At 67.7% G+C, this 13,463-nt stretch carries 9 protein-coding genes; 8 read left to right on the plus strand and 1 reads right to left on the minus strand.

Annotation, left to right across the window (positions count from 1 at the left end; translation table 11 throughout):
* The first annotated feature begins 13 nt into the window (after nucleotides 1-13).
* Both ilvD and CEJ42_RS20110 read left to right on the plus strand, forming a co-directional pair.
* Nucleotides 14-1,876, plus strand: coding sequence for a dihydroxy-acid dehydratase (ilvD, locus tag CEJ42_RS20105; protein ID WP_088752300.1), 1,863 nt, complete (start codon nucleotides 14-16; stop codon nucleotides 1,874-1,876).
* Nucleotides 1,877-2,119: 243 nt separating this feature from the next.
* Nucleotides 2,120-3,052: an omptin family outer membrane protease gene (locus tag CEJ42_RS20110; RefSeq protein WP_088752301.1), complete on the plus strand. Its 933-nt coding sequence runs from the start codon at nucleotides 2,120-2,122 to the stop codon at nucleotides 3,050-3,052.
* 58 nt (nucleotides 3,053-3,110) lie between these two features.
* Here CEJ42_RS20110 and CEJ42_RS20115 read toward each other — a convergent pair whose 3' ends face one another.
* Nucleotides 3,111-3,824 carry a GntR family transcriptional regulator gene (locus CEJ42_RS20115; RefSeq protein ID WP_079216897.1) on the minus strand — a complete coding sequence of 238 codons (714 nt, stop codon included), beginning with the start codon at nucleotides 3,822-3,824 and terminating at the stop codon, nucleotides 3,111-3,113.
* A gap of 290 nt (nucleotides 3,825-4,114) precedes the next feature.
* Between CEJ42_RS20115 and CEJ42_RS20120 the strand changes: the two genes are divergently transcribed.
* The 6 genes from CEJ42_RS20120 (at nucleotide 4,115) to CEJ42_RS20145 (ending at nucleotide 13,459) form a co-directional block, all read left to right on the plus strand.
* On the plus strand, nucleotides 4,115-5,332 hold the full coding sequence (locus tag CEJ42_RS20120; protein WP_088752302.1) for a pyridoxal-phosphate-dependent aminotransferase family protein: 1,218 nt from the start codon (nucleotides 4,115-4,117) through the stop codon (nucleotides 5,330-5,332).
* 194 nt (nucleotides 5,333-5,526) lie between these two features.
* Nucleotides 5,527-6,810 carry an MFS transporter gene (locus tag CEJ42_RS20125; protein ID WP_088752303.1) on the plus strand — a complete coding sequence of 428 codons (1,284 nt, stop codon included), beginning with the start codon at nucleotides 5,527-5,529 and terminating at the stop codon, nucleotides 6,808-6,810.
* A gap of 54 nt (nucleotides 6,811-6,864) precedes the next feature.
* A complete protein-coding gene (locus CEJ42_RS20130) occupies nucleotides 6,865-7,632 on the plus strand; it encodes a 2-keto-4-pentenoate hydratase (RefSeq protein WP_079216894.1) in 768 nt (255 codons plus the stop codon).
* A gap of 33 nt (nucleotides 7,633-7,665) precedes the next feature.
* Nucleotides 7,666-10,683 carry an FAD-binding and (Fe-S)-binding domain-containing protein gene (locus CEJ42_RS20135; RefSeq protein WP_088752304.1) on the plus strand — a complete coding sequence of 1,006 codons (3,018 nt, stop codon included), beginning with the start codon at nucleotides 7,666-7,668 and terminating at the stop codon, nucleotides 10,681-10,683.
* A 160-nt stretch (nucleotides 10,684-10,843) separates the two neighbouring features.
* Nucleotides 10,844-11,536, plus strand: coding sequence for a response regulator transcription factor (locus CEJ42_RS20140; protein ID WP_088752305.1), 693 nt, complete (start codon nucleotides 10,844-10,846; stop codon nucleotides 11,534-11,536).
* 3 nt (nucleotides 11,537-11,539) lie between these two features.
* Nucleotides 11,540-13,459: a sensor histidine kinase gene (locus tag CEJ42_RS20145; protein WP_088752306.1), complete on the plus strand. Its 1,920-nt coding sequence runs from the start codon at nucleotides 11,540-11,542 to the stop codon at nucleotides 13,457-13,459.
* The last annotated feature ends 4 nt before the right edge of the window (nucleotides 13,460-13,463 follow it).

Raw genomic sequence — 13,463 nt, forward strand, 5'->3', positions numbered from 1 at the left:
AGGAGACACCCACATGCCCGCCTACCGTTCCTATACCACCACCCAAGGCCGCAACATGGCCGGCGCGCGCGCCCTGTGGCGCGCCACCGGCATGAAGGATGGTGACTTCACCAAGCCCATCATCGCCGTGGTCAACTCCTTCACCCAGTTCGTGCCCGGTCACGTGCACCTGAAGGACCTGGGACAGCTGGTGGCGCGCGAGATCGAAGCGGCCGGTGGCGTGGCCAAGGAATTCAACACCATCGCCGTCGATGACGGCATCGCCATGGGCCACGACGGCATGCTGTACTCGCTGCCCTCGCGCGACCTGATCGCCGACTCGGTGGAATACATGGTCAACGCCCACTGCGCCGACGCCATGGTGTGCATCTCCAACTGCGACAAGATCACCCCGGGCATGCTGATGGCCGCGATGCGCCTGAACATCCCCGTGATCTTCGTCTCCGGCGGCCCGATGGAGGCCGGCAAGGTCGTCAAGACCGTCAACGCCGACAAGAAGGTCATCAAGCTGGACCTGGTCGACGCCATGATCCAGGCCGGCGACAAGAACATCTCCGACGCCGACGTGGCAGAGGTGGAACGCTCGGCCTGTCCGACCTGCGGTTCCTGCTCGGGCATGTTCACCGCCAACTCGATGAACTGCCTGACCGAAGTGCTGGGCCTGTCGCTGCCGGGCAACGGCACCATCCTGGCCACCCACGCCGACCGCAAGGAGTTGTTCCTGCGCGCCGGCCGCGAGATCGTGGCGCTGGCCAAGCGCCACTACGAGCAGGACGACTACTCCATCCTGCCGCGCAACATCGCCACCAAGGAAACCTGGGAAAACGCCATGACCCTGGACGTGTCCATGGGCGGCTCCACCAACACCGTGCTGCACCTGCTGGCCGCCGCGCATGAAGCCAAGGTGGAATTCACCATGGCCGACATCGACCGCATCTCGCGCAACGTGCCCTGCCTGTGCAAGGTCGCGCCGATGACCAACAAGTACCACATCGAAGACGTGCACCGCGCCGGCGGCATCATCGCCATCCTGGGCGAGCTGGCCCGCGCCGGCCTGCTCGACACCTCGCGCCCGACCGTGCACAGCAAGACCCTGGGCGAGGCGATCGAGAAATACGACATCCGCGTCTCCAGCGACCCGGCCGTGCACAAGCTGTTCCGCGCGGCGCCCGGCGGCGTGCCCACGCAAACCGCGTTCTCGCAGGAAGAGCGTTTCGAGACCAGCGACCTGGACCGCGCCAACGGTTGCATCCGCGACCTCGAGCACGCCTATTCCAAGGACGGCGGCCTGGCGGTCCTGTACGGCAACATCGCCGAGAAGGGCTGCATCGTGAAGACCGCCGGCGTGGATGAAAGCATCCTCAAGTTCTCCGGCACCGCGCGCGTGTTCGAGAGCCAGGACGCGGCGGTGGAAGGCATCCTGGGCGACAAGGTCAAGGCCGGCGACGTGGTGATCGTGCGTTACGAAGGCCCCAAGGGCGGCCCCGGCATGCAGGAAATGCTGTACCCGACCTCGTACATCAAGTCCAAGGGCCTGGGCAAGGCCTGCGCGCTGTTCACCGACGGCCGCTTCTCCGGCGGCTCCTCGGGCCTGGTGATCGGCCACGCTTCGCCGGAAGCGGCCGAAGGCGGCGCCATCGGCCTGGTGGAAGAGGGTGACATGATCGACATCGACATCCCCAACCGCACCATCAACCTGCGCATCTCCGGCGACGACCTGGCCCGCCGCCGCGCCGCCATGGAAGCGCTGGGCGACAAGGCCTGGCAGCCGGGCAACCGCGAACGCGTGGTGTCGCAGGCGCTGCAGGCCTACGCCGCGCTGACCACCTCGGCCGACCGCGGCGCCGTGCGCGACCTGTCGCAACTGAAGCGCTGATCGGCCCGCCGTCGTACCAGCAACAAGGAAAGCCCGCGCAAGCGGGCTTTTTTTCGTCATGCCCTCCGCCCGCGCGGCCCCCGTTGTTGCAATTGAAATATCCGGATGACATCCTGAAATCCGGCTGCAACCCCTTGCGCGCACTCTGTCCATGCCGGCCGACGACATCCGTCGGCGCGGCGCCGAACGGTACGACGACGCCACGAGCGACGCCGTCTCAGACAAACGACAAGGGGAAACGAAATGAGAAATGCAATCGCAGCATGCGTACTGGCGGGACTGTCCTTCGGCGCCGCCGCCGAAACGGCCACCCTGGTAAAGCAGGGCGGCGCCGAAGGCCCGACGCTGGAAATCGGCCTGGGCCGCATGCAGGCCGAATCGCGCGAATACGTCTACCGCGACGACGGCAGCACCCTCAGCCGGCTCGACTGGAAGGCCAGCAACGTGCCCATCCTCAAGGCGGGTGTCACCTATTCGCCCAATTCCACGCTGACCTTGGGCCTGCGCGGCTGGACCGCGATCACCGGCGGCGACAACTCCATGCATGACTTCGACTGGATGGTGCCCGGCCAGAGCCAGTGGAGCCACCGCTCCTACAGCCCCGACACGCGGCTGCACTCGGCCTACGAGATCGACCTCTCGGCCACCGCCTGGCTGTTGCAGCGACCGACATGGAAGCTGGGCGTGGTGGCCGGCTATCAGCAGAATTTCTTCAACTGGACCGCCTACGGCGGCGACTTCTCCTACTGGAACGGCGCGCGGACCGGCAGCTTCCCGGCCGGCCAGCCCGGCATCAGCTATCGCCAGACCTTCCGCCTGCCCTATGTGGGCGTGGCCGGGCGCTATCGCGAACAGGACTGGGAATTCAACGCGCTCTTCAAGTTCAGCCCCTGGGTGGCCATCGACGACCACGACACCCACCACCTGCGCACGCTGGACTTCACCGAGAGCTCGCGCAACTCGCGCTACTACGGCGTCAACCTGGATGCGGGCTACTATCTGACGCCCAACGCCAAGCTGTATGCGGAGGTGTCATGGAACAAGTTCATGCAGGGCCGCGGCCCGACGCTGGAGCGCAACGCCAGCACCGGCGCGGTGAACTACTACGGGGGCGATGCCGCCGGCATGGACAACAAGAACTACGCGGTGACCATCGGCGTGAAGTACCGCTTCTGAGGCCGGAATGAAAAAGGCGGGCCATGCGGCCCGCCTTCTTCGTTGGTTGCATGGACGCTCAGTCCGCCGTGCCCGGCATGTTCATCACCGCGTCGCGCTTGTCCAGCAAGTGCTGGCGCAGCACCGCCGCCAGCTTCTTGCCGTCGCGCGACTCCAGCGCCTTGACCATCTCGTCGTGGTCGTGGGCGGCGCTGTCCCATTTCTCGGGTTTGTAGTTGGACTTGAAGCGCAGCGCCTGCAGGCGACGGTTCAGCCCGAGGTAGGTCTGCGTGAGCACCGAGTTGCGTGCGGCTTCGTTGATCTTGTTGTGGATGGTCTGGTTGCGGCTGTAATAGCCGGACAGGTCGCCCTGCGCCTTGCAGGCCAGCATGGCGTAGTGCAGCGCCTTGATCTCGGCCAGCTCCACCGGCGTGATGCGCTCGCAGGCCAGCTCGCCGGCCATCGCTTCCAGCCCGCTCATGAGTTCGAAGGTTTCCCAGATCTCGGTTTCCGACATCTTCGACACCGAGGCGCCGCGGTTGGGCGAGATCTCGATCAGGCCTTCGGCGGCCAGCACCTTCAGCGCCTCGCGCAGCGGCGTGCGCGAAATGCCCAGGGTCTCGCACAGCTCGCGCTCGTTGAGCTTGGTGCCGGGCTGCAGCACGGCCTCCACGATCAGGTTGCGCAGGTGTTCCACCACCGTGTCGTGCAGCCGCTGGCGCTCCAGCTTGGGGACGCCCGGAAGCGCTTCCCCGGCGCCGGGTTGGCTGGCTTCGCTTCTGATGTTTTGCATGCAAAATCCTCTTTTCTTGCTTTCCTGTCCTGCTTTTCCTGCCCATTCTATCATCGCCGCGCGCCTGCCGGCAGCGCCCGCGAGCCTCGCCGGATGAAAGAAACTCCGCGCATCAGTTAAATAATTGCACGTTTTTGTTCCTAACTGACAGTATCTGCTCGTCCTTCTTCCAATATCCGGAGTACCGACTGTCGGGATCAAAAAGAGCTTTGCCTTCCCGGGATTGTGCTGCTAAAGTATTTTGAATGCAAAATACAAAATTCAATAGAAGGCTTTTCAAGGAGGAGTAAATGCTGAAACTGGACTTTCATCCCGCCGGCCGCCATTTCCTGCAGATTCCGGGTCCCAGCCCGGTGCCGGACCGTATCCTGCGGGCCATGAGCTATCCCACCATCGACCACCGCGGCCCGGAATTCGGCGCGCTGGGCCTGCAGGTGCTGGCCGGCATCAAGAAGATCTTCAAGACCGAGCAGCCGGTGGTGATCTACCCGGCCTCCGGCACCGGCGCCTGGGAAGCGGCGCTGTCCAATACCCTGAGCGCCGGCGACCATGTGCTGATGTTCGAGACCGGCCATTTCGCCACGCTGTGGAAGAAGATGGCCGAGGCGCTGGGCCTGAAACCCGAATTCCTCGGCCTGCCCGGCATCGAGGGCTGGCGCCGCGGCGTGCAGGCCGACATGATCGAGCAGCGCCTGCGCCAGGACGGCGGCCACCAGATCAAGGCGGTGTGCGTGGTGCACAACGAGACCTCGACCGGCGTGACCTCCGACATCGCCTCGGTGCGCCGCGCCATCGACGCCGCCGGCCACCCGGCGCTGCTGCTGGTGGACACCATCTCCGGCCTGGCCTCGGCCGACTACCGCCATGACGAATGGGGCGTGGACGTCACCGTCTCCGGTTCGCAGAAGGGCCTGATGCTGCCGCCGGGCATCAGCTTCAACGCGGTGTCGAAGAAAGCCATCGAAGCCAGCCGGCGCTCGACCTTGCCCAAGTCCTTCTGGGGCTGGACCGAGATCATCGAGATGAACGCCAGCGGCTACTGGCCCTACACCCCCAACACCAACCTGCTGTACGGCCTGTCCGAGGCGCTGGAGATGATCCTGGGCGAAGGCCTGGACAACGTCTTCGCGCGCCACGAGCGGCTGGCCGGCGCCTGCCGCCAGGCGGTGACGGCCTGGGGCCTGGAAATCCAGTGCGCCGACCCGGCGGTGTATTCGCCGGTGCTGACCGGCGTGATGACGCCGGCCGGCTTCGACGCCGACGCCATCCGCAAGACCATCTACGAGAACTTCGACATGTCGCTGGGCACCGGGCTGGGCAAGATGAAAGGAAAGATGTTCCGCATCGGCCACCTGGGCGAGGCCAACGACCTGACCCTGATGGCCACCCTGGCCGGCTGCGAGATGGGCCTGAAGCTGGCCGGCGTCAAGCTGGCCGGCAGCGGCGTGCAGGCGGCGATGGAGCGGCTGACCTCGACCAAGAAGCAGGTCGAGCTGAAGGTCGCCTGAGCGGCCGCGCGAGGGCCGGCCAGGCAGCAAAGCAAAGCGAAGACGACACAAGCAAGACGGAGGAAATGGACGCCGGCGCGGGATGCTTCCCGCGCCGGCCACGCACTACATAACCAAGACCGGCGGCGCCCCAACATCCCGCAGAGGAATCCGGCGCAGGCAATGCGCAGCGCACCGGCATACAGGAGACACAAATGAAATACCTGCGTTTGCGCGCGACCACGGTCGTGCTGTTCATGCTGTGCATGATGTACTTCATCACCTATCTGGACCGGGTCAACGTCAGCACCGCGGCGGCCGGTTTCGCCAAGGAGTTCGACCTTTCCAAGACCGAGATCGGCCTGGTGTTTTCCGCCTTCGCCTATCCCTACCTGGTGTTCCAGATCATCGGCGGCTGGGTCAGCGACAAGTTCGGCGCGCGCCGCACGCTGATCTGGTGCGGCCTGCTGTGGGCGGTGGCCACCATCCTGACCGGTTTCGCCGGCGGCCTGGTCTCGCTCCTGCTGGCGCGCCTGTTGCTGGGTTTGGGCGAGGGCGCCACCTTCCCGGCGGCGACCACCGCGATGTCGCGCTGGGTCTCGAAAGACAAGCGCGGCTTCGCCCAGGGCATCACCCATGCCTTCGCCCGCATCGGCAACGCCGTGGCGCCGGCCGCGGTGGTGTTCATCATGGCCGCGCACGGCTGGCGCGAATCCTTCTACATCTTCGGCGCCTTCAGCCTGCTGTGGGTGGTGGTGTGGTGCTTCGTGTTCACCGAGGATCCGGCGCGCCACCCGCGCATCACTCCCGACGAGCTGGCCGCGCTGCCGCCGGCCAAGAAGAAGAACCTGCAGATTCCCTGGGGGCCGCTGTTCAAGCGCATGATGCCGGTCACCATCGTCTACTTCTGCTACGGCTGGACCCTGTGGCTGTTCCTGAGCTGGATCCCGCAATACTTCCTGCACAGCTATGACCTGGATCTGAAGAAATCGGCGCTGTTCGCCTCCAGCGTGTTCTTCGCAGGCGTGGTGGGCGACACCCTGGGCGGCATCGTCAGCGACCGCATCCTCAGGCGCAGCGGCAACCTCAAGCGCGCCCGCAGCCACATGGTGTCGGTGTGCATGTTGCTGACCCTGCTGTCGCTGCTGCCGCTGATGTTTACGCACAACCTGACCGTGTCCATCCTGAGCCTGAGCGCCGGCTTCTTCTTCGCCGAGATGACCATCGGCCCGATGTGGGCGATCCCGATGGACATCGCGCCGGAATACTCCGGCACCGCCAGCGGCATGATGAACAGCGGCTCGGCGCTGGCCGCGATCATCTCGCCGGTGCTCTCCGGCTACCTGATCGACCGCACCGGCAACTGGGAGATGCCCTTCCTCGGCAGCATGCTGCTGATGGCGCTGGGCGTGGTGCTGGCCTTCCGCATGCAGCCCGACAGCAAGTTCGAGACCGCCGCGCCGGCCACCAACGACAACCCCATCAAGGCCCGCGCCTGATGTGGACGGCGGATGCCGCGCGGCATCCGCCTTTCATTCTTTGTTGAGGATTTCATGACGACCTTGATTTCGGCCCCCGAGGAACTGGGCCATCTCCTGGGCGCGACCCATGCCGGCGTCGCCCTGCAGACCACCGTGCCGCCGGGGCTGGAGCCGGCCAGCACGGAGGACGCCTACCAGGCGCAACTGGCCTTCCTGCAGCGCAGCCGTTCGGGCATAGGCGGCTGGAAGGTGGGCGCCAAGTCGGAAGACGGCCCCATCCAGGGCGCGCCCCTGCCGCTGTCCTGCCTTCACCCGACCTCGTCGGCCATCGCGCGCGGCGCCTTTCCGGTGCTGGGCCTGGAGCTGGAGATCATGTTCTGCTTCGACTGGGCCTTCACCCCGCGCAGCACGCCGGTCCCGGAAGAAGAAGTGATGGAGTCCATCTCCGCCGTCGGCGCTTCGATCGAGATCGTTTCCAGCCGCCTGGCCGGCTGGCCCGATGTGCCCAGGCTGTGCCAGCTGGCCGACCTGCAGAACCACGGCGCGCTGGTCACGGGCGAACTGGCCGACTACCACGAGGGCTTCGACTTCCGGCGTCCGCAGGCGCACCTGACCTTCAACGGCGCCGACGTCTTCAAGGGGCAGGGGAGCAATCCCGCCGGCGACCCGCGCCGGCTGCTGGGCTGGCTGGTCAACCATTGCAGCGAGCACGGCATCGCGATTCCGGCCGGCACGGTGGTCACCACCGGCTCCTACACCGGGATGTTCTTCCCGCGCGAGCCGGGCCTGGTGATCGGCCAGATCAGCGGCCTGCCGCCCATCCATTTCGAACTGAGCTGAACCGAACCCATCTTCTTGCGACAGGATCCTCTCATGCTGGTCAAGCCCATCCATCTCGTGCCGCCGGGCGCCCGCCGTTCCGCCAGCCTCAGCCCCTTCGCCGCGCAGCTGCAGCGCGAGCTGCGCGGCGAGGCGATGTTCGGCCTGGCCGACCGCGGCCGCTACGCCACCGACGCTTCCATCTACCAGATCACGCCGCTGGGCGTGGCCGTGCCGCGCGACCAGGACGACCTCGCGCTGGCGCTGGACATCGCGCGCCAGCATCGCATGCCGGTGCTGGCGCGCGGCGCCGGCACCAGCCAGTGCGGCCAGACGGTCGGCGAGGCGCTGGTGATCGACAACAGCAAATACCTCAACCGCGTGGTCGACTTCGATCCGGCCGGGATGAGCGTCACGGTGGAGCCGGGCATGGTGCTGGACCACCTCAACGCCTGGCTCAAGCCGCACGGTCTGTGGTTCCCGGTGGACGTGTCGACCGCCGCCCAGTGCACCATCGGCGGCATGGCCGGCAACAACTCCTGCGGCTCGCGCTCGATCGAATACGGCAACATGGTGCACAACGTGCAGGCCATCGACGCCATCCTGGCCGACGGCGGCGAAGGCCGCTTCACGCGCCTGCCGGATATGCCGGAGCAGGGCCGCATCGGCGGCATCGTGCGCGACCTGCAATCGATCGCGCGGCGCGAGCGCAACGAGATCGCCGAGCGCGTGCCCAAGGTGCTGCGCCGCGTGGCCGGCTACAACATCGACCTGTTCGACTGCCAGAACCCGCGCGCCTACACCGACGACGGCGTGGCCAACCTGGCGCATATCCTGGTCGGCTCCGAGGGCACGCTGGCCTACAGCCGGCGCATCACCTTGCGGCTGCAGCCGCTGCCGGCGCACAAGACGCTGGGCGTGGTCAATTTCCCGACCTTCTACCAGGCCATGGACATGACCCAGCACATCGTCAAGCTGGGGCCGAGCGCGGTGGAGCTGGTGGACCGCACCATGATCGAGCTGTCCATGGGCAACCCGGCCTTCAGGCCGGTGATCGGGAAGGCGCTGCGCGGCAGTCCCGATGCGATCCTGCTGGTGGAGTTCTCCGGCGAGGAGCAGGCCACGCAGGTGGACAAGCTGAAGCGCCTGGTCGAACTGATGGGCGACCTGGGCCTGCCCGGGTCGGTGGTGGAGATGCCGGGCGCGGCCGAGCAGAAGGCGTTGTGGGAAGTGCGCAAGGCGGGCCTGAACATCATGATGAGCATGAAGGGCGACGGCAAGCCGGTGTCCTTCATCGAAGATTGCGCGGTGCCGCTGGAGCACCTGGCCGAGTACACCAGCCAGCTCACCGAGGTGTTCCACAAGTACGGCACCGAAGGCACCTGGTACGCGCACGCCAGCGTGGGCACGCTGCACGTGCGGCCCATCCTCGACATGCGGCGCGGCGGCGCCAAGGACATGCGCGAGATCGCCGACGCCGCCGCGGCGCTGGTGCGCAAGTACAAGGGCGCCTACTCCGGCGAGCATGGCGACGGACTGTGCCGCGGCGAATGGGTGGCGTGGCAGTACGGCCCGCGCATCAACGCCGCCTTCGCCGAGATCAAGCAGCTGTTCGATCCCGACAACCGCTTCAACCCCGACAAGATCGTGCGCCCGCCGAAGATGGACGACGCCGCCAACTTCCGCTTCGCGCCCGGCTACCGCGAGCTGCCGCATAGCCCGGTGCTGGACTGGTCGGCCTGGAACGTCGTGCGCGACCCGCTGAGCGGCGAGCAGGGCGCGCCCGGCAGTGGCGGCGACCGCAGCGGCGGCCTGGCCAAGCTGGTCGAGATGTGCAACAACAACGGCCACTGCCGCAAGTTCGACGCCGGCACCATGTGCCCGAGCTACCGCGTCACGCGCGACGAGAAGCACGTCACCCGCGGGCGCGCCAACACCCTGCGCCTGGCGATGTCGGGCCAGCTGGGCGAGGCCGGGCTGGCCAGTCCCGAGGTCAAGGAGGTGCTGGACCTGTGCGTGTCCTGCAAGGGCTGCAAGCGCGACTGCCCGACCGGCGTCGACATGGCCAGGATCAAGATCGAGGCGCGCGCCGCCTGGAGCGCGCGCCACGGCGTGGGCCTGCGCGAGCGGCTGATCGCGCGCATGCCGGCCTATGCGCCGCTGGCCGGCCGCATCGGCGGCGCGCTGGCGCTGGCCGAACGCATTCCGCTGCTGTCGGGCTGGGTCAAGGGCTGGCTGGGGCTGGCGGCGCAGCGCTCGCTGCCGCGCTTCCATAGCGCCTTCCTCGACGGTGCGCGGCCGGCGGCGCAGCCGGGCGACGCCGGCGAGGTGCTGCTGTTCGTCGACACCTTCAACAACCACATGGAGCCGGAGAACGCGCGCGCCGCGCAGCGCGTGCTGGAAGCCGCGGGCTACCGCGTGCACTTCAATACCTTGCCGGGCCAGCGGCCGCTGTGCTGCGGACGCACCTACCTGGCCGCGGGCATGGTCGACGACGCCAAGGCCGAGGCGCGGCGCACGCTGGACGCGCTGCTGCCGTATGTGCGGCGCGGGGTGGCGGTGGTCGGGCTGGAGCCGTCCTGCCTGCTGTCGCTGCGCGACGAGTTCCTCGGCTACGGTTACGGCGAGGAGGCCCGGCAACTGGCCGACGCGTCCTTCCTGTTCGAGGAGTTCCTGCTGGCCGAGCGCCGGGCGGGGCGCATGGCGCTGGCGCTCAAACCGCTGCCGGCGGCAAGGATCCTGCTGCACGGGCATTGCCACCAGAAGGCCTTCGACGCCTTCAAACCGGTGCCGGCGGTGCTGCAATGGATCCCCGGCGCGCAGGTGGAGGTGGTGGAGTCGTCCTGCTGCGGCATGGCCGGCAGCTTCGGCTACGAGGCCGAGCACTATGAGGCCTCGATGGCGATGGCCGAACTGTCGCTGCTGCCGGCGGTGCGCAAGGCCGGCGAGGATGTGCTGGTGGTGGCCGATGGCACCAGCTGCCGCCACCAGATCCATGACGGCGCCGGGCGCGAGGCGGTGCATGTGGCGCGCGTGCTGGCGGCGGCGCTGGAGGGCGTGGCGGTGAGCTGACGCCGTTGCGCTCGGGAGCGTCAAGGCGGCGATCCGGTTCGTCTCGACATGGCGAACCGGCGCGCCCCGTCGGCGCCGCCGATTTATGGCAAGATGCTCGCCAGCCGCTTTGAGCGGCACGCCGCGCGCAGGGGGCGCAGCGGCATTTGCGAACATCTCCATGCAGGCATCTCCTTCCAGTCCGCTGATCAAAGTCGCGCTCGTCGAGGACGACGCCTACTTCCAACAGGCCTTCCAGGACGCCATCGCCCAGGCCGCCGACATGCAGCTGGTCAGCATGTCCGGCACGCTGGCCCAGGGCCTGGCGGCGCTGGAGCATGGCGCGCCCGACGTGCTGCTGGTGGACATCGGCTTGCCCGACGGCTCCGGCATCGACCTCATCCGCGCCGCGCACGCGCGCTACCCGGCCTGCCATTCCATGGTCTGCACCACCTTCGGCGACGAGGCGCACGTGATGTGTTCGCTGGAGGCCGGCGCCTCCGGCTACCTGCTCAAGGATAGCGCGCCGGCGCGCATCGTCGACGAGATCCGCAGCCTGCACGGCGGCGGCAGCCCGATCAGCCCGCTGATCGCGCGCCAGGTGCTGATGCGCTTTCGCGGCAAGCCGCAGCCGGCGGAGCCAGCGCCCGCGGTGAGCACCGCGGCGGCGGCCACGACCGGCTTGTCCGCGCGCGAAACCGAGGTGCTGGAGTACATCACGCGCGGCTTCACCGCCGAGGAGATCGCCGGCCTGATGCAGATCTCGCGCCACACCGTGCTGACCTTCGTGCGACGCATCTACGCCAAGCTGGAGGTGCACTCCAAGGCCGAGGCCATCTTCGAGGCGCGCAACCGCGGCCTGATCCGGGAGTAGCGCATGGGAGCCGCGGGCGCGCTGCGCACCTTCCTCTGTTCCTGCTGGCTGCTGCTGTGCACGGGGCTGGCGCATGCGCAAGTGACGCACCTGGTGCGCGCCGACGTGATGGTCACGCCGCCTTCCGGCTACCAGCCGCCGTTATCGTCCTTCGATCCGGCGTCGCTGGCCGGGCCGTGGCGGGAGGTCGCGCTGCCCGACAAGTTCGACCAGGGCACGCCGGAGCGCTCCGCCGGCGGGCCGCTCAAGCCCGGCGCGATGGCCACCACCTGGTACCGCATTTCGCTGGCCGGCGTGGCCGCCGCGCCCGGGCCGGTCGCATTGCACCTGCTGCGCTGGCAGGCCGCGGGCCAGCTGGCCGTGTATGGCGACGGCCAGCTGCTGTACCGCTCCCAGGGCTCGCCGGCGTGGAACCATTTTCGCCATCCGGCGCTGGTGATCCCCTTGCGCGAGACCGCCGAGGCGCCCTTGCCCAAAACGCTGCTGGTGCGGCTGGACACCTTCCCCGGCGCCGCCGGCGCGATCACCTCCCTGTACGCCGGGCCGGAGCGCGAGATCTACGGCCGCTACGCCGGCCGCGAATGGCTGGAGTACCAGCTGCCGTTCATGATGAGCGCGGCCTTCCTGGCGGTCGGCCTGTTTTCCTTCGGCGTGTGGCTGGTGCGCCGGCGCGAGCCCATCTATTTCCTGGTGTTCGTGATCGCGGTCTGCACCGTGGTGCGCCGCTGGCACATCTACGCCGGGCTGGAGCAGCTGACCATCTCCGACCAGTGGTTCGGCTGGCTCACCTACAACGCGCTGAACTGGCAGATCGTGGCGCTGCAATACTTCGCGCGCCTGCTGCACGGGCGCGACCACCGCTGGTTCAACCGCATCACGGTCGGCTTCGCCGGCCTGATGACGCTGGCCACGCTGCCGCTGTCGGCGCTGCAGCCGGGGCTGGTGCTGGTCAAGCCGCTGCTGTACGTGGTGCCGATCCTGCTGGGCGCGGTCATGACGGTACGCAACATGTGGGACGGCTGGCAAAGCCGCTCCTACGAGGCGCGCCTGCTGGGCGGCTGGATGGTGGTCAGCTTGAGCTTCGGCACCTATGACTGGTTCAAGGTGAAGTACCAGTTCAACATCGAAGGCTTCTACCTGACGCCTTATGCGGCGATGGTGATGTTCGTGGTCATCACCTACATTCTGTTCCGGCGCTACGTCAACGCCGTGGCCGAGACCGAGCGCAGCAAAGAGACTCTTGAAGTGCGCCTGCGCCAGCGCGAGCAGGAGCTGGCCGAGAGCTACGAGAAGCTGCGCGAGGTGGAGAAGGCGCGCACCCTCAGCATGGAGCGCCAGCGCATGATGCAGGACATGCACGACGTGCTGGGCCTGTCGCTGATCGGCGCCTTGCGCATGGTCGAGCGCGGCCGGCTCGACGAGCGCGAGGTGGCGCAGATCCTGAGCTCCTGCATCGACGACCTGAAGCTGGCGATCGACTCGCTGGAGCCGGTCGACGCCGACCTGCTGCTGTTGCTGGCGACGCTGCGCTTTCGCCTCGGGCCGCGGCTGGAGGCGGCGGGCATCCGCCTGGCCTGGAAGGTGGAGACGGTGCCGGCGCTGCCCTGGCTGGATCCGCGCCACGCGCTGCACATCCTGCGCATCCTGCAGGAAGCCTTCGCCAACATCATCAAGCACACCTCGGCCACCGAGATCGCGGTGTCCACCGCCGTCACGCATGACGGCGTGAGCGTGGCGGTCGAGGACAACGGCCCGGGATTTTCACTGGAACAAGGGCTGGCGCAGGGCGGCAAGGGCTTGCGCAACCAGATGCGCCGCGCCGAGGCCATCGGCGCGCGCATCGAGTGGCAGCCGTCGCCCGGCGGCACGCGCATGGTGCTGCAGCTGCCCCTGGTGCAGCGCACGCTTGCGGCGCCGGCATAGCAGC

It is taken from the genome of Herbaspirillum robiniae (genome assembly GCF_002213415.1).
GTDB lineage: Bacteria > Pseudomonadota > Gammaproteobacteria > Burkholderiales > Burkholderiaceae_D > Herbaspirillum > Herbaspirillum robiniae.

Coding starts and splice junctions, on each gene's coding strand:
- ilvD (WP_088752300.1), top strand. CDS start 14: ATGCCCGCCTACCGTTCCTATACCACCACCCAAGGCCGCAACATGGCC.
- CEJ42_RS20110 (WP_088752301.1), top strand. CDS start 2,120: ATGAGAAATGCAATCGCAGCATGCGTACTGGCGGGACTGTCCTTCGGC.
- CEJ42_RS20115 (WP_079216897.1), bottom strand. CDS start 3,824: ATGCAAAACATCAGAAGCGAAGCCAGCCAACCCGGCGCCGGGGAAGCG.
- CEJ42_RS20120 (WP_088752302.1), top strand. CDS start 4,115: ATGCTGAAACTGGACTTTCATCCCGCCGGCCGCCATTTCCTGCAGATT.
- CEJ42_RS20125 (WP_088752303.1), top strand. CDS start 5,527: ATGAAATACCTGCGTTTGCGCGCGACCACGGTCGTGCTGTTCATGCTG.
- CEJ42_RS20130 (WP_079216894.1), top strand. CDS start 6,865: ATGACGACCTTGATTTCGGCCCCCGAGGAACTGGGCCATCTCCTGGGC.
- CEJ42_RS20135 (WP_088752304.1), top strand. CDS start 7,666: ATGCTGGTCAAGCCCATCCATCTCGTGCCGCCGGGCGCCCGCCGTTCC.
- CEJ42_RS20140 (WP_088752305.1), top strand. CDS start 10,844: ATGCAGGCATCTCCTTCCAGTCCGCTGATCAAAGTCGCGCTCGTCGAG.
- CEJ42_RS20145 (WP_088752306.1), top strand. CDS start 11,540: ATGGGAGCCGCGGGCGCGCTGCGCACCTTCCTCTGTTCCTGCTGGCTG.